Annotated in this window: 21 protein-coding genes and 3 pseudogenes; 8 read left to right on the forward strand and 16 right to left on the reverse strand. The window is 73.0% G+C overall.

Annotated elements, in window-relative coordinates:
* Positions 1–77: 77 nt before the first annotated feature.
* The gene (locus H0S67_RS05705) at positions 78–581 is read left to right on the forward strand and encodes an esterase/lipase family protein (RefSeq protein WP_180935788.1); all 504 of its coding nucleotides are present in this window, start codon (positions 78–80) and stop codon (positions 579–581) included.
* Positions 548–913, forward strand: a complete 366-nt coding sequence (locus H0S67_RS05710) for a hypothetical protein (protein ID WP_180935789.1) — start codon at positions 548–550, stop codon at positions 911–913. Before H0S67_RS05705 ends, H0S67_RS05710 begins: the two co-directional genes overlap by 34 nt.
* Here H0S67_RS05710 and glpX read toward each other — a convergent pair.
* From glpX to H0S67_RS05740, 7 genes are all read right to left on the reverse strand, one after another.
* Positions 878–1,891 carry a class II fructose-bisphosphatase gene (gene glpX, locus H0S67_RS05715; protein ID WP_180935790.1) on the reverse strand — a complete coding sequence of 338 codons (1,014 nt, stop codon included), beginning with the start codon at positions 1,889–1,891 and terminating at the stop codon, positions 878–880. The two genes, H0S67_RS05710 and glpX, sit on opposite strands and share 36 nt — an antisense overlap.
* A gap of 16 nt (positions 1,892–1,907) precedes the next feature.
* Complete coding sequence (locus H0S67_RS05720) at positions 1,908–2,912, reverse strand: ABC transporter ATP-binding protein (protein ID WP_180935791.1); 1,005 nt, start codon at positions 2,910–2,912, stop codon at positions 1,908–1,910.
* Positions 2,894–3,715, reverse strand: a complete 822-nt coding sequence (locus H0S67_RS05725) for an ABC transporter permease (RefSeq protein ID WP_180935792.1) — start codon at positions 3,713–3,715, stop codon at positions 2,894–2,896. Before H0S67_RS05725 ends, H0S67_RS05720 begins: the two co-directional genes overlap by 19 nt.
* Positions 3,712–4,194, reverse strand: coding sequence for an extracellular solute-binding protein (locus tag H0S67_RS05730; protein ID WP_246355165.1), 483 nt, complete (start codon positions 4,192–4,194; stop codon positions 3,712–3,714). The genes H0S67_RS05725 and H0S67_RS05730 overlap by 4 nt, the downstream gene beginning before the upstream one ends.
* Positions 4,125–4,472, reverse strand: a complete 348-nt coding sequence (locus H0S67_RS23180; protein ID WP_219635499.1) for a molybdate ABC transporter substrate-binding protein — start codon at positions 4,470–4,472, stop codon at positions 4,125–4,127. Before H0S67_RS23180 ends, H0S67_RS05730 begins: the two co-directional genes overlap by 70 nt.
* Positions 4,469–4,669 carry a TOBE domain-containing protein gene (locus H0S67_RS24555; RefSeq protein WP_246355166.1) on the reverse strand — a complete coding sequence of 67 codons (201 nt, stop codon included), beginning with the start codon at positions 4,667–4,669 and terminating at the stop codon, positions 4,469–4,471. The genes H0S67_RS23180 and H0S67_RS24555 overlap by 4 nt, the downstream gene beginning before the upstream one ends.
* A 253-nt stretch (positions 4,670–4,922) precedes the next feature.
* The gene (locus H0S67_RS05740; RefSeq protein ID WP_343050364.1) at positions 4,923–5,900 is read right to left on the reverse strand and encodes an SLC13 family permease; all 978 of its coding nucleotides are present in this window, start codon (positions 5,898–5,900) and stop codon (positions 4,923–4,925) included.
* Between the two features lie 308 nt (positions 5,901–6,208).
* Between H0S67_RS05740 and H0S67_RS05745 the strand changes: the two genes are divergently transcribed.
* Complete coding sequence (locus H0S67_RS05745; protein ID WP_180935794.1) at positions 6,209–6,781, forward strand: DUF4245 family protein; 573 nt, start codon at positions 6,209–6,211, stop codon at positions 6,779–6,781.
* 16 nt (positions 6,782–6,797) lie between these two features.
* Here the strand turns inward: H0S67_RS05745 and H0S67_RS05750 are convergent, their stop codons facing one another.
* The 3 genes and pseudogenes from H0S67_RS05750 to H0S67_RS27840 all read right to left on the reverse strand — a co-directional run bounded on the left by H0S67_RS05750 (position 6,798) and on the right by H0S67_RS27840 (position 8,248).
* On the reverse strand, positions 6,798–6,995 hold the full coding sequence (locus H0S67_RS05750) for an exodeoxyribonuclease VII small subunit (RefSeq protein WP_180935795.1): 198 nt from the start codon (positions 6,993–6,995) through the stop codon (positions 6,798–6,800).
* A pseudogene (xseA, locus tag H0S67_RS05755) lies at positions 6,988–7,912 on the reverse strand (exodeoxyribonuclease VII large subunit). Before xseA ends, H0S67_RS05750 begins: the two are co-directional and overlap by 8 nt.
* Positions 7,913–8,098: 186 nt before the next feature.
* Positions 8,099–8,248 carry a hypothetical protein gene (locus tag H0S67_RS27840; protein WP_425489884.1) on the reverse strand — a complete coding sequence of 50 codons (150 nt, stop codon included), beginning with the start codon at positions 8,246–8,248 and terminating at the stop codon, positions 8,099–8,101.
* A 253-nt stretch (positions 8,249–8,501) separates the two neighbouring features.
* Here H0S67_RS27840 and H0S67_RS05760 point away from each other — a divergent pair, with 253 nt between their 5' ends.
* From H0S67_RS05760 to H0S67_RS05770, 5 genes and pseudogenes are all read left to right on the forward strand, one after another.
* A complete protein-coding gene (locus tag H0S67_RS05760) occupies positions 8,502–9,104 on the forward strand; it encodes a hypothetical protein (protein ID WP_180935796.1) in 603 nt (200 codons plus the stop codon).
* 32 nt (positions 9,105–9,136) lie between these two features.
* Positions 9,137–9,265, forward strand: a complete 129-nt coding sequence (locus tag H0S67_RS26470) for a hypothetical protein (RefSeq protein ID WP_281368963.1) — start codon at positions 9,137–9,139, stop codon at positions 9,263–9,265.
* Between the two features lie 114 nt (positions 9,266–9,379).
* Positions 9,380–9,655, forward strand: a pseudogene (locus tag H0S67_RS24560) (alpha/beta fold hydrolase); the annotation flags it as partial.
* Between the two features lie 311 nt (positions 9,656–9,966).
* A complete protein-coding gene (locus H0S67_RS24565) occupies positions 9,967–10,155 on the forward strand; it encodes an alpha/beta fold hydrolase (protein WP_246355333.1) in 189 nt (62 codons plus the stop codon).
* Positions 10,156–10,187: 32 nt separating this feature from the next.
* Positions 10,188–11,188: pseudogene (locus tag H0S67_RS05770) on the forward strand (4-hydroxy-3-methylbut-2-enyl diphosphate reductase).
* Here the strand turns inward: H0S67_RS05770 and H0S67_RS05775 are convergent.
* The 6 genes from H0S67_RS05775 to H0S67_RS05790 form a co-directional block, all read right to left on the reverse strand.
* Positions 11,185–11,334, reverse strand: coding sequence for a hypothetical protein (locus H0S67_RS05775; RefSeq protein ID WP_180935797.1), 150 nt, complete (start codon positions 11,332–11,334; stop codon positions 11,185–11,187). The pseudogene H0S67_RS05770 and the gene H0S67_RS05775 overlap by 4 nt on opposite strands.
* Positions 11,310–11,561, reverse strand: coding sequence for a GtrA family protein (locus tag H0S67_RS26475; protein ID WP_281369026.1), 252 nt, complete (start codon positions 11,559–11,561; stop codon positions 11,310–11,312). The genes H0S67_RS05775 and H0S67_RS26475 overlap by 25 nt, the downstream gene beginning before the upstream one ends.
* On the reverse strand, positions 11,558–11,701 hold the full coding sequence (locus H0S67_RS24570) for a hypothetical protein (protein ID WP_246355167.1): 144 nt from the start codon (positions 11,699–11,701) through the stop codon (positions 11,558–11,560). The genes H0S67_RS26475 and H0S67_RS24570 overlap by 4 nt, the downstream gene beginning before the upstream one ends.
* Positions 11,674–12,519 carry a glycosyltransferase family 2 protein gene (locus H0S67_RS05780; protein WP_219635501.1) on the reverse strand — a complete coding sequence of 282 codons (846 nt, stop codon included), beginning with the start codon at positions 12,517–12,519 and terminating at the stop codon, positions 11,674–11,676. Before H0S67_RS05780 ends, H0S67_RS24570 begins: the two co-directional genes overlap by 28 nt.
* A gap of 87 nt (positions 12,520–12,606) precedes the next feature.
* Positions 12,607–13,071: a VOC family protein gene (locus tag H0S67_RS05785; RefSeq protein WP_219635502.1), complete on the reverse strand. Its 465-nt coding sequence runs from the start codon at positions 13,069–13,071 to the stop codon at positions 12,607–12,609.
* Positions 13,068–13,448 carry a hypothetical protein gene (locus H0S67_RS05790; RefSeq protein ID WP_180935798.1) on the reverse strand — a complete coding sequence of 127 codons (381 nt, stop codon included), beginning with the start codon at positions 13,446–13,448 and terminating at the stop codon, positions 13,068–13,070. The genes H0S67_RS05785 and H0S67_RS05790 overlap by 4 nt, the downstream gene beginning before the upstream one ends.
* Between the last annotated feature and the right edge of the window lie 16 nt (positions 13,449–13,464).

Genomic DNA, 13,464 nt, shown 5'->3' on the forward strand with positions numbered 1-13,464 from the left:
TACCCGATCCCCCATCTGGGCCACAATTGGGCAACGACCGGCGACATTCGGGACCTTTGGCCGTACCGTCGGTGCTTGTGACCGGTTCCACGCTGGCCTCCTTCCTGCGACCCGAGGGCTTCGAACGACCTCGGGCCGCTGCGGTGCTGCGGGAGGGCAGCCTGCTCTCGGAGGCCGGTCGCCTCGCCGCCCGGACGGTGGCCGATCGGCGCGTCCGGGCCGGCACCCCCTACTCGGCCCGTGCCGCGGCCCGCACCGGCGACCCGGTGATCCTGGTGCCGGGCTTCCTCGCCGGCGACGGCTCCCTCGCCTTCATGGCGCGCACCCTGCGGCGGCACGGCCTGCGGACCTACCGCTCCCACATCCACGCCAACATCGGCTGCACCCTGAACGCCGCCGCGCAGCTGGAGACCCGCCTGGAGTCGATCGCGCTGCGGCGCGGCTCCCGGGTGCAGATCGTCGGCACAGCCTGGGCGGGATGCTGGCGCGGGGGCTCGCCGTACGCCGTCCCGACCTGGTCTCGGGCATCGTCACGATGGGCAGCCCCATGCTGGCCCCGGCGGCGCATCACTCCTCCCTGACCGCGAGCGTCGAGCTGCTGGTCCGGCTGAGCAGGGCCGGGGTGCCCGGGCTGATGGCCGAGGAGTGCGTGGCCGGGTCCTGCGCCCGGCAGAGCTTCGAGGAGAGCCGCCAGCCGGTCCCGGACGGCGTCTCGTTCACCGCGATCTACTCCCGGCGCGACGGCATCGTCGACTGGCGTGCCTGCGTGGACCCGCTGGCGGTGCCCGTCGAGGTCACCACGTCACACGTCGGCATGGCCGTCGACCCGCGGGTGATGGACCACGTGGTCGGCGCGCTGCGCCGCCACGCGGAGCACTCAGCCCTCGAAGTCGATCGCGGAGAAAGCGCGTAGCTTCTGCAGCTTGTGCTCCGAGGTGATCGAGCGGATCGTGCCGCTGCGCGAGCGCATCACCAGCGAGTGGGTCGTGGCGCCGCCGGCGCGGTAGCGGACGCCACGCATCAGCTCACCGTCGGTGATCCCCGTGGCGACGAAGAAGCAGTCGTCACCGGTCACCAGGTCGTCGGTGTGCAGGACGTGGTCGGGGTCGAGGTCGTGGCCGGCGTCGAGCGCCTTCTGCCGCTCGTCGTCGTCCTGCGGCCACAGCCGGCCCTGGATGACGCCGCCGAGCGCCTTCATGGCGCAGGCGGTGATGATGCCCTCGGGGGTGCCGCCGATGCCGAGCAGCAGGTCGATGCCGGTCTCGGGCCGGGCGGCCATGATCGCGCCGGCCACGTCGCCGTCGGTGATGAACTTGATCATCGCGCCGGTCGCGCGGATCTCGTCGACGAGCGCGGCGTGGCGCGGCCGGTCGAGCAGCACGACGGTCACGTCCTCGGGGCGCGACCCCTTGGCCTTGGCCACCTGGTGGATGTTCTCGGCCACGGGGTAGCGGATGTCGACGACGTCGGCGGCCTCGGGGCCGGCCACCAGCTTCTCCATGTAGAACACCGCGGAGGGGTCGTACATCGAGCCGCGCGGCGACACGGCGAGCACCGAGACGGCGTTGGTCATCCCCTTGGCGGTCAGCGTGGTGCCGTCGATCGGGTCGACCGCGACGTCGCACTCGGGTCCGGTGCCGTCGCCGACCTCCTCGCCGTTGAAGAGCATCGGCGCGTTGTCCTTCTCGCCCTCGCCGATCACGACGGTGCCGCGCATGCCGATGGTGGAGATCATCACGCGCATCGCGTTGACGGCGACCCCGTCCGCGCCGTTCTTGTCGCCGCGGCCGACCCACCGTCCGGCGGCCATGGCCGCGGCCTCGGTGACACGCACCAGCTCCAGGGCGAGGTTGCGGTCGGGTGACTCAGGGGCGACGCTCAGCGGGGTCATGGCGCGATGGTAACGGTCACCCCGGGGCCCGTGCGTAGGTCCGAACGGCAGTTTCCTTCACCGACAGCCAGACTTCACGTCCCGGCACGAGTCCGAGCTCGGCGGTGGCGGCGGGGGTGACGTCCGCGATCAGCTCGCGGTCCGCGGCCACCAGGATGCGTACGGCGTCGCCGTGCGGCGCCGCGCTCACCACCGTGCCGCGCCACCGGTGCCGGGCCGAGCCCTCCGGCTGTCCCAGCGAGACCGTGACCGCGCTGGGGCTGAAGGAGCGGAAGACGTCGTCCTCGCGGATCACGTTGAGGCCCACCAGCCGTGCCACGTGGTCGGTCCGCGGACGGGCGGCCACCTCCTGGGGGCTGCCCGTCTGGGCGACCCGGCCCTCGTCGAGCACCAGCACCCGGTCGGCGAGGGTGAGCGCGTCGAGGGCGTCGTGGGTGACCAGCAGCGCGATCCCGGCGTACGACGCGAGGTGGCGGGCCAGCTCGACGCGCAGGGTGGTTGCGACGCCGACGTCGAGGCCGCCGAAGGGTTCGTCGAGCAGCAGCAGGGCGGGGTCGGGGGCCAGCGCGCGGGCGATGGCGACCCGTTGCGCCTGCCCGCCCGACAGCTCGCGGGGTCTCCGTGCGGCCAGCTCCGCGATCCCGAACCTGGCCAGCCAAGACCGGGCCGTCGCCTCGGCGCCGGCGCGCGGGACGCCGCGGGCGCGCAGTCCGAACGCCACGTTGTCGAGCGCGCTCAGGTGCGGGAAGAGCGACTGGTCCTGGAAGACCAGGCCGACGTTGCGGTCGCGCACCAGCACCGGCGGGTCGGTCCAGGACCTGCCAGCGACGGTGAGCGAGCCTGCCATCGGCACCAGCCCGGCGAGCGCGCGCAGCAGCGTGGTCTTGCCGGCCCCGTTGGGGCCGATGACCGCCATCACCTCGCCCGGCGCGGCGACGAGGTGCGCGTCCAGGCGGTCGGGCACGAGGATGTGGGCGGTCAGTCCGGCGGTGCTCGCCGTGCTCACGGCGCCGTCAGCCATCGGTTGCGCAGGGCGGCGAGGATGGCGACCGAGGCCACGAGCAGGATCATGCTCAGGGTCCGGGCGACCTCCGGGTCGGCCTGCAGGGTCTGGTAGATCAGCGACGGCATGGTCTGGGTGGTGCCGGGGTAGTTGCCGGCGAAGGTGATGGTGGCGCCGAACTCGCCCAGGGACCGCGCCCAGGCGAGCACCGACCCGGCCAGGACTCCGGGCATCGCCAGGGGCAGGGTGACCCGGCGGAAGGTGGTCCACCGGTCGGCGCCCAGGGTCGCGGCCACCACGTCGTACCGCTCCCCGGAAGCGCGGAGGGCGCCCTCGACGCTGAGCACGTAGAACGGCATCGAGACGAACGTGTGCGCGATGACCACCGCGGTCGTGGTGTAGGGGAGGGTCACCCCGGTGGTGTCACGCAGCACCGACCCGAGCAGGCCGTTGCGGCCCAGCGCGCTCACGAGGGCGACGCCGGCGACCACGGGCGGCAGGACCAGCGGGACCGCGACGGCGGCGCGCAGCAGCGCCCGGCCGCGGAAGTCGACCCGCGCCAGGAGCCAGGCGAGCGGGGTGCCGAGCAGCAGGCAGGCCACGACAGTCACGGCCGAGGCCAGCGCGGTGATGCGCAGCGCGTCGCGGACCGCCTGCGTGCGCAGCTGGTCGAGGAAGCCGCCCCAGGGGGTGTCGAGCACCAGCGACACCAGGGGGAGGACGAGCAGCGCGGCGGCGATGCCTCCCGGGACCACCAGCACCAGGGGTGGCCGGCCCAACGTGCTCGCGCGAGCGCGGCGCGCGTCGGCCCGGGTCGTCACGGCTTCCCGAAGCCGGCGTCCCGCAGCACCTGCTGGCCCTGGTCGGAGAGCACCAGGTCGACGAACTGCCGGGCGAGGTCGGGGTTCTCGGACTGGGTCAGCGGCGCGATGGGGTACGTCGTGATCTCGTCGGCGGCGTGCGGGATCTCGACGGTGTCGACCTGGTCGCCCGCGGCCACGGCGTCGGTGGTGTAGACGAAGCCCGCGTCGGCCTCGTCGCTGGTCACCTTGGCGAGGACGGACTTCACGTCGACTTCCAGGCTGGCCGGCCTGGAGCTGACCTTGTTGTCGCTCATCAGCGCGGCGGCGACCTTGCCACAGGGTGCGGTGTCGACGCAGGCGACGTAGGCGACCCCGCTCCTGTCGATGTCGGCAAAGGTCTTGATGCCCGCGGGGTTGTCCTTCGGGGTCACCAGCACCATCGTGTTGGTCGCGAAGTCCTGCGCCCCCTGCGCCTGCGCGGACTTCGCGCTGTCCATCGTCGCGGTGTCGGCGGTGGCGAGCACGTCGGCTGGTGCTCCGTCCACCGCCTGCTGGCGAGCGTGGCGGAGGAGTCGAAGGCCAGCTTCACGTCGACGCCGGGGTGTTCCTTCTCGAACTGCGAGGCGAGGTCGGTGAAGGTCTCGGTGAGGGAGGCAGCGGCCAGCACCGTGAGGGTCTTGTCGGACCCGGCCTGCGAGTCGTCGCCGCCCCCGCAGGCGGACAGCGGCAGCACCAGGCCGAGCACGGACAGGAGGACGGGCAGGCACTTCTTCACGGGCGCTCCACGACGACGTTGGTGGACTTGACGGAGGCGATGGCGGTGACGCCCGGCTCGAGGCCGAGCTCGTCGGCGGCCTCGGAGGACATCAGCGAGACCATCCGGTAGGGGCCGCAGATCAGCTCCACCTGGGCCATGACCTTGTCCTTGGTGACCTTGGTGACGATGCCGGTGAGCCGGTTGCGCGCGCTCACCGCCGAGGCCCGGGTCCGTTCCCGGTCGGGTGGTCAGCCAGGGACTCGGCGAGGCCGGCGAGGTCGGCGCCGGGATGACGGTGCGGCCCTCGACGGTCCGCGACGCCACCCGGCCGGCCTCCACCCAGCGCGACGGATCGTGTCGTCGCTGACGCCGAGGAGGGCGGCGGCTTCCGCAACTCGGTACGTGGTCACGCCCAGATCATGTCGCAGATGCGGTCGGATTGATACTGAAAGTGCCGTATCTGCCGGTTCAGGTCACCAGGGAGAGCGCCGTCACCGCGGCCACCAGGGCCAGGGGAGTGGCGACCAGGGAGACCCGGTGGAAGTCGCCCATGCCCGGCGGCTCGCCGTGGCGGGCGAGGCTGCGGCGCCACAGCAGGTTGGCCAGGGACCCGGTGTAGCTCAGGCCCGAACCGATGTTGAGCCCCAGCAGCGCCGCCAGGATCGCCGCGGTCCCGAGCGGCGCCAGCAGCGGCACCACCAGCAGGGTGGCCGACAGGTTGGTCAGCAGGTTCGCCAGCACGGTGGCCACGACGGCGATCAGCAGCAGCGAGGCGTACGACGTGTTGTCCGGCAGGACATCGGCCACGGCATCGCCCAGGAACCCGGCGGACAGGGCCGCGACCACGACCCCGAGGCAGAGCACGAAGACGGCGAAGGACGGGTGTGCGGCGTGCACCGCGTCGCGCACGGTGAGGAAGCGGCGGCGCCGCGCCCAGCCGACCAGCACCACAGCCACGGCTCCGGACACCCAGAACGGCTCGACACCGAAGGGCGACAGCGCGGCGAACCCGACCAGCATCACGATCACCGCCAGCAGCGGGACCCTGGGCACGGCCGGTGCCAGGGGTGCCGGCGCCGGCCGGTCGCTCTCGGCCAGGTCGCCGCGGAAGAGCAGTCGCAGCACGACGTACTCGACCACCAGGACGACCGCCAGCACCGGCGCCATCACCACGGCGAAGCCGCCGAAGGTCAGGTCGAGGTGCGGCATCGCGAGCAGGTTGGTCAGGTTGGAGACCGGCAGCAGCAGCGATGCGGAGTTCGCCATCCGCAGGCAGGCGTACGAGCCGGGGCGCGAGGAGGTGCCCATGGCCACGGCCCCGCCGATCACCACCGGAGTGAGCAGCACGACGGTCGCGTCGAGGCTGAGCACCGCCGTGACGGCGGCGGCCAGCACGAAGACACCACCGAGCAGCCTCACCGGCCGGCCGAGGCTGACGTCGCGCACCAGGCCGGCCCGCGGCGGTGAACAGGCCCGCGCGGGAGCACACGTCGGCGACCACGAGGATGGTGGCGAGGAAGGCGACCACCGGCGCCAGGTTGCGCAACGCGGCCTCGACCTCGCCGCGGCTCACGAGGCCGGAGGCGACGGTGACCGTCGCGGCGGCCAGCCCGACCGCCGCCTCGGTCCGGCCCGAGGGGTGCCGGTAGGCCGTGACGAGCAGGGCGAGCAGAGCGAGGACCGGCACCAGGTCGACCGCGAAGTCGGCGAGGGGCGGCACGGGGGGAATCTACGGCACCTGTGAGGATGGACCCGTGAGCGAGGTGCCCCAGAGCGGATCCCCCAACAGCCCGGGGCGCTACCAGCGGTCGACCGGCGGCCTGGTCGGGGCGCTGCTGATCACGCTGCTCCTGATCCTCGGGTTCGTCGGGTTCCGGGCCCTGAACCGCGACAACCCCGACATCAAGCCGACCCGCGTCGACTACCTGTCCGCGGTGGACGCCGCCCAGCAGAGCGGCTTCAAGGTCGTCTACCCGCCGACGCTGCCGTCGGGGTGGTTCGCGGACTCGATCCACATGACGCCGGGGGACCGGCCCGCGTGGGGGATGGGCATGCTGACCGCGGACGGGCGCTTCGCGGGCCTCCGGCAGGAGGACGCCCCGGTCGACGAGCTGCTCAAGACCTACGTCGACGAGAACGCCAGCGAAGGACCGAAGGTCCACATCGACAGCCCCGTCGCGTCGACCTGGCGGTCCTACTCCGACTCGGGCGGTGACCACGCCTACGCGACCGAGCTGGGGCGCGACGTCGTCCTGGTCTACGGCTCGGCGAGCACCGAGGACCTGAAGGCCCTCGCCGGCGAGCTCACCACCGCGCCGCGCCGCTGAGCCGGCTTCCGGCCGGTCAGTCGTCCTCCTCCAGGGCGGCGTCCAGCCTCTTGCGGGCGCCGTCCAGCCACTCCTGGCAGGTGCGAGCCAGCTTCTCCCCGCGCTCCCACAGCGCCAGGGACTCCTCGAGGGTGGTGCCGCCCTGCTCGAGCCGGCGCACCACCTCGACGAGCTCCTCGCGGGCGGCCTCGTAGGAGAGCTTCTCGTCAGCCATGGGACTCCTCGGTGGTGTCGGCGGGCTCGCCGATGGGATCGGGGTCGATGCCGGTGGTGGTGGCGTGGATGCGGCCGTCGGCCACCCGGACACTGATCGGACTGTCGGGGGCGACGGCCTCGACGGAGGTGACGACATGGCCGTCGGCGTCCTGCAGCACGGAGTAGCCACGCTGCAGCGTTGCGAGCGGGGACAGTGCGCGGGCTCGGGCACGACGGTGGTCGATGTCGTCGGCGGCGCGGTCCAGGACGTGCCCGAGCGTCCGGCGGGCGCGGTCGCGGAGCTGGAGCACCTCGTCGGAGCGAGCGTCGAGCAGGCTGCGTGGGTCGGCGAGGGCCGGGCGCGACCGCAGCGCGTCGAGCCCCGCCTGCTCACGGGCCAGCCAGCCCGCGAGCGACGCGCGCATCCGGTCGCGGGCGACCGCCACCAGCAGCAGCTCCTCGGCAACGTCGGGCACGACCAGCTTGGCGGCGTCGGTGGGGGTGGAGGCGCGCACGTCGGCGACCAGGTCGAGCAGCGGGGAGTCCGGCTCGTGGCCGATCGCGGACACGACGGGGGTGCGGGCCCGGTGCACGGCCCGGATCAGCGCCTCATCGGAGAACGGCAGCAGGTCCTCCACCGAGCCGCCGCCGCGGGCGATCACGATGACGTCGACGTCGGCCGCCCGGTCGAGGCGGTCGAGCGCCTCCATCACCTCGGTGGCGGCGCGCTGCCCGCATCGCGGCATAGGCCACCTCGAAGGCGACCGCGGGCCAGCGGCGGCGGGCGTTCTCGAGGACGTCGCGCTCGGCAGCCGAGTTGGGCGCCGTGACCAGCCCGATCTTGCCAGGCAGGAACGGCAGCGGGCGCTTGAGCTCGGCCGCGAAGAGGCCCTCGGCAGCGAGCAGCTGGCGACGCCGCTCGAGGCGGGCGAGCAGCTCGCCGAGCCCGACATCCGGATCTCGCGCGCGTAGAGAGAGAGCGTGCCCCGGTTGGCGTAGTAGGAGGGCTTGGCGTGCACGACGACGCTCGCGGCCCTCGACGAGCGGGGGGTTTCAGCCCGTCGAAGAGGGTGCGCGAGCAGGTCACCGGCACCGAGATGTCGGCGACGGCGTCGCGCAGGGTCATGAAGACGGTGTTGACCCCGGACGCCTGCTGACCTGCGCGATCTGCCCCTCGACCCACACCGCGCCCAGCCGGTCGACCCAGCCCGCGATCGCGTTCGCGATCTGCCGGACCGGTGCCGGCGACTGGGCGGAGGTCTCCAGGGCCATGGCGGTGACCCTAGAGGGTCCCGCCGACGCGCCTCGACGGGCACGTCCTTCGAGGCAGCGGGCCCGCGCCGAAAAGGGCGAGCGCCCCCAGCAGGTCGTGTGCGAGACTCGCGCCCGCTGGCGCTGGACCTCGGCTCCGGGGAACCCCGCCGGCCCTGACTCCGTGGAGGGTCGTCGCCGCGGCGCCGGCGCGTCAGCAGCTGCTGTCGCTCACCCGCCGGTCGGTGGTGGTCCTGCATCGGGAGGCTCGCTCATGACTTCGACAACTCACCCCGGATCCCACCCGCGGCCGCCATCGCCGTGGACGGGATCCCACCACATCGCCCAGCACCGGTGGCAGCTCGACCACGTCGTCAGCCTGCCCGAGGTGGTCGACGTCCTCACCGACCTGGCGGCCGAGCTGACCGACGCGCACCACGCGGGCTGGTGGCTGGCGGAACCGCTGCGGGGCGGGCAACTGGTGGCGGCCCGGGCGTCGCGACGCGAGCGCGGCCGCGGCACCGTCGGGCTCGCGGCGACCGCCCCGGAGCGCTTCGTGCGTCCGGGACCCTGGCGACTTCGGGCGGTCGACGAGGTCCCGGTGCCGGGGCTGGCCGTGTTCGACTCCGGGTCGGCGCCGCTGACACCGGTGCTCGCGTGGACGGGACGGTCGCTGGAGCAGGTCAGCGGCCCGGCCGTGCCGGCGACCGACGTGGCGGAGGCGGTGCGCCAGGTGACACCGACCGGCCTGCCCACCGGCTGTGGGGCGTGGCCAGGGCGCACGTCGGGCCCAACCTCGACCTCGTGGCTCACAGAGGTGGGCTGCGGGCGCACGCGGTCCGTGACGGAGTCCTGCTCCGCACCCGGGAGGCCCTGACGTTCCGGCACGCGGCGGATGGTGCCGAGAGCTTGCCCCAGGCGGCTTCGGCGTACGAGGAGCTGGCCCGCACGGCCGCGGAGATGGCCGCGGCCGGGGGTCGTCTCCTCGGCGCGGACGACGGCCTCGTGCTGGTCTCGTTCGAGCTCGGGCAGGCGTAGATGTCGAGCACTCCCCTGGGCGAGAGGCACGCGTTCGCGGCACCGGACGGCACCCGGCTCGGCTACCGGGTGGTGGGCTCCGGCGAGCCCGTGATCTGCCTGCCCGGAGGCCCGATGCAGGACTCGGCCTACCTGGGAGACCTGGGAGGTCTGTCCGGGCGTCGCCGCCTCGTCCTGCTCGACCTGCGCGGCACCGGACGGTCGGCCGAGCCTCAGGACCCCACGAGCTGGCGCTGCGACCGGCTCGTCGACGACGTCGAGGCGCTGCGCAGGCACCTGGGAGTGGACCGGCTCGACCTGCTGGCGCACTCCGGGGGAGCCAACCTCGCCGTCCTGTACGCCGCGCGACACCCGGAGCGGCTGCGCCAACTGCTCCTGGTCGCGCCGGGCCTCGCGGCAGCCGGGGTCGACGTACCCGGCAGCACCAGGCGTGCGGTCGCACGGCTGCGTGCTCGCGAGACGTGGTTCCCGGCGGCGTTCTCGGCGCTGGAGCGGGTCACGTCCGGCGCCGGGGCAGACGACGACTGGGCGGCGATCGCCCCGTTCTTCTACGGCCGTTGGGACGCGGTCGCGCGCGCACACCATGCGGCGGGGGAGCACCAGAGGAACGACCGGGCCGCCGCCGTCTTCGGCTCCGCCGGGCCTTCGACCCGGAGGCGACCCGGGTCGCGCTGGCGGGGCTGGAGGGGACCGCGACCCTGGTGCTGGCGGGCGAGGTCGACGTCAACACACCGCCCAGTGGTGCTGCCGAGCTCGCGGCGTGCTTCCCTCGGGGCGAGCTGGTCGTCCAGCCCGGTGCCGGCCACTTCCCGTGGCTCGACGCCCCGGCTGACTTCACCGCCGTCACGGGAGCATTCCTGGCACGGACGGGGAGCCCGGCGCCGACGTGAGCTCACGAGCGGCGATCCGTAGACTCGGGCCCATGACCACCGACCTGGGCAACCCGCCGATCCTGTCCCCGGACGACGCGGAGCGCGCCGTGCTGCTGGCGGCCCCCCGCGGCTACTGCGCGGGCGTCGACCGGGCCGTGGTCACGGTCGAGAAGGCGCTCGACCTCTACGGGGCGCCGGTCTACGTGCGCAAGCAGATCGTGCACAACAAGCACGTCGTGTCGGACCTCGAGTCGCGTGGCGCGATCTTCGTCGAGGAGCTGGCCGAGGTCCCCGAGGGGAGACCGTGGTGTTCTCGGCCCACGGCGTCTCGCCGGAGGTGCACCGCCAGGCCGAGGAGCGCTCGCTCAAGACGATCGATGCCACCTGTCCGCTGGTGACCAAGGTCCACCACGAGGCGAAGCGGTTCGCCAACGAGGACTACGACATCCTGCTGATCGGCCACGCGGGGCACGAGGAGGTCGAGGGCACCGCCGGCGAGGCGCCCGACCACATCCAGCTGGTGCAGGGTCCCGAGGACGTGCCCGGCATCGTCGTCCGCGACCCCGCCCGGGTCTCCTGGCTCTCCCAGACGACCCTGTCGGTCGACGAGACCCTCGAGACCGTCGCCGCGATCCGCGAGCGCTTCCCGCTGCTGCTCGACCCGCCGAGCGACGACATCTGCTACGCCACCCAGAACCGCCAGCTCGCGGTCAAGGAGATCGCCCGCGAGGCCGACCTGGTGATCGTCGTCGGCTCCGGCAACTCCTCCAACTCGGTCCGCCTGGTCGAGGTCGCCCTCGAGGCCGGCGCTCGGACGTCGTACCGCGTCGACGACGCGAGCGAGATCGACGAGGCCTGGCTCGAAGGGGTCAGCACCGTGAGCGTCACCTCCGGCGCCAGCGTCCCCGAGGAGCTGGTGGAGGGGGTCCTGGCGTTCCTGGCCGAGCGCGGCTACCCCGACGCCCAGGCCGTGCACAGCGCCGAGGAGTCGCTCATCTTCGCGCTGCCGAAGGAGCTGCGTCGCGACCTGAAGGCGGCCGGGCGCTCCTAGGGGGCCACACCACGAAGCGGTACGCCGCGTAGTTCGCGACGACCGAGACCGATCGCCGACACCTTCGCCACCAGCACCAGGGCCGACCGGTCGTCGCCCCACAGCGACAGCAGCAGCTCGATCACCAGCGGCTGGAGCACCCACATGGTCGATCCGTGGTGGCCACGAAGAGCGCTCCCGCCCGCCAGGACAGCCGGTCCCCGAACGTGAAGCGGCCGTTGGCGACGAAGCTGAGGGCCATGCCGGCGCTGGTCGAGACGACGTTGGCGGCGACCACCCCCAGCGACCGGTGCAGCAGCCAGAAGAGCGTCAGGTCCAGCGCGGTGTTGACGACCCCGACCGTGGCGAAGCGCGTCGCCGTGCGCCCGCTCAGGACGGGTCCCCGGGCAGCCCCCCGCGCGCGGTGAGCGCCAGCGAGTAGAGCGGGCGGTCCTGCGACTCGACGTAGACCCGGCCGAGGTAGCCGCCGATCACGCCCATCATGGTCAGCTGCAACCCGCCCAGCAGGAACATCCCGACGCCGAGGAAGGCCCACCCGGCACCGCCTGGCCGGGGACGAAGAGGCGGACCCACAGCACGTAGCAGGCGGCCGCCACGCTCGCCGCCGAGATCGCCAGGCCCAGCCGCGAGATCAGCCGCAGGGGCAGCGTCGAGAAGCCGAGGATGCCGCTGGTCGCGAAGGCCAGCATCTTGCGCAGCGGGTAGCCGGTGGTGCCCGCGTGCCGGGCGTCGCGGTCGAAGAGCACCGCCTCCTGGCGGAAGCCCACGTTCGCCACGATCCCGCGCAGGAACCGGTCGTGCTCCCGGTAGCGGACCACCTCGGCGACGACCCGGGCGTCCATCAGCCGGAAGTCGCCCACGTTGCGCGGGATGTCGATCGAGGCGAGCCGGGCCAGGAGCCAGTAGAAGAGGTACGCCGTGGCGCGCTTGAACGGGCCGTCCTGCCGGGTCCGGCGCTGGGCGTAGACCACGTCGACGCCCTTCTCCCAGACCCGGATCAGCTCGAGGCTGACGCCGGGCGGGTCCTGGAGGTCGGTGTCCATGACGATCACCGCGTCCGCCCCCGTGGCGGCGTCGAGCCCGGCGGTCACCGCCACCTGGTGGCCGAAGTTGCGCGAGAGCGCCAGCACGGTCACCCGTGGGTCGTCGTGGCGCAGCTCCAGCAGCCGGTCCAGGGAGTCGTCACCGCTCCCGTCGTCGACGTACACGAACTCGAACCGGAGGTCGGGGCGCTCGTCGGTGGCAGCCGCCAGGGCCCGGTGGAAGGCGGCGACGTTCTCGGCCTCGTCGTAGACGGGCAGCACGTAGGCGACGGTGCGGTCGGGACTCATGCGTCCATTGGTAGGAGCCGTGCCTGCGGCTTTCCTGTGAGCGCACCCAGAGCCGGGGATGAGCCACCTGCCCGGCCCCGGGTGTGCTCACGACACGCAGAACTCGTTGCCCTCCGGGTCACGCAGGGTCCTGAAGTAGCCCTCGACGTCGGTGCCGTCGAAGTCCTCGGGGTAGCGGTGGAAGATGCTCGCTCCGGCCTCGAGGAGCCGGTTGACCGCCTCGTCGACCAGGGCCCGGCGCTCCTCCATCGGCCGGGACCGGTCGCGGCCGCCCGGGTAGAGGTCGAGGTGCAGGCGGTTCTTGACGGCCTTCGGCTCCGGCACCGGCTGGAACCAGATCGTCGGCCCGTGACCGTCCGGGTCCATGAGCCGGTCGGACCCGTCGCCGTCGAGGTCAAGCTCGTCGGGAGGGACCCCGACGGAGAGATACCAGTCGTTCCAGGTCGCGTGGCCCTCGGGCGGCGGCTGGACGACGTACCCGAGCGCGGGGCCCCAGAACCTCACCATCACGCTCGGGTCGGCGCAGTCGATCGTGAGCTGCCAGGTGGTCACGGCTCGTCGTCAGCGACTTCGGGCCCCGCATCGCCGTGGCTGCCAGTGTCTCCGGTGTTGTCAACCTCGGCGTTCTCGGGCCGGTTGTCGGGGTCGAGGCGGCGCTTGCGCTCCTCCTCGATCTCGGCGACCTCCTCCTCCGAGGGCTTCATCTCGCGGAAGACCTCGCTCGGGTCGGCACTGCCGGCGCTGCCTTCAGGGTCGTCGTCGGCGTTGAGCTCCTCGAACTCCTTGACGGTCGGCAGCTCCGCGTCGGTGTTGTCGATCTCGGCGTTCTCCGGCCGGTTCTCCGGAGCCAGCCGGCGTTCGCGCTCGGCCTCGATCTCCTCCACCTCGGACTGCGTGGCCTCGTCCTGCTCCTGGCGTGTCTCGCCCACTGCGACCTCCCTCGTA

Origin of the sequence: Nocardioides ungokensis, from assembly GCF_013466985.1 — a bacterium.
In the GTDB taxonomy this organism is placed as follows: domain Bacteria; phylum Actinomycetota; class Actinomycetes; order Propionibacteriales; family Nocardioidaceae; genus Nocardioides; species Nocardioides ungokensis.

Coding starts and splice junctions, on each gene's coding strand:
- H0S67_RS05710 (WP_180935789.1), top strand. CDS start 548: ATGCTGGCCCCGGCGGCGCATCACTCCTCCCTGACCGCGAGCGTCGAG.
- glpX (WP_180935790.1), bottom strand. CDS start 1,891: ATGACCCCGCTGAGCGTCGCCCCTGAGTCACCCGACCGCAACCTCGCC.
- H0S67_RS05720 (WP_180935791.1), bottom strand. CDS start 2,912: ATGGCTGACGGCGCCGTGAGCACGGCGAGCACCGCCGGACTGACCGCC.
- H0S67_RS05730 (WP_246355165.1), bottom strand. CDS start 4,194: ATGGACAGCGCGAAGTCCGCGCAGGCGCAGGGGGCGCAGGACTTCGCG.
- H0S67_RS05750 (WP_180935795.1), bottom strand. CDS start 6,995: ATGGCTGACGAGAAGCTCTCCTACGAGGCCGCCCGCGAGGAGCTCGTC.
- H0S67_RS27840 (WP_425489884.1), bottom strand. CDS start 8,248: ATGGCCCTGGAGACCTCCGCCCAGTCGCCGGCACCGGTCCGGCAGATC.
- H0S67_RS05760 (WP_180935796.1), top strand. CDS start 8,502: ATGACTTCGACAACTCACCCCGGATCCCACCCGCGGCCGCCATCGCCG.
- H0S67_RS05775 (WP_180935797.1), bottom strand. CDS start 11,334: ATGTGGGTGCTCCAGCCGCTGGTGATCGAGCTGCTGCTGTCGCTGTGG.
- H0S67_RS24570 (WP_246355167.1), bottom strand. CDS start 11,701: ATGTTCCTGCTGGGCGGGTTGCAGCTGACCATGATGGGCGTGATCGGC.
- H0S67_RS05780 (WP_219635501.1), bottom strand. CDS start 12,519: ATGAGTCCCGACCGCACCGTCGCCTACGTGCTGCCCGTCTACGACGAG.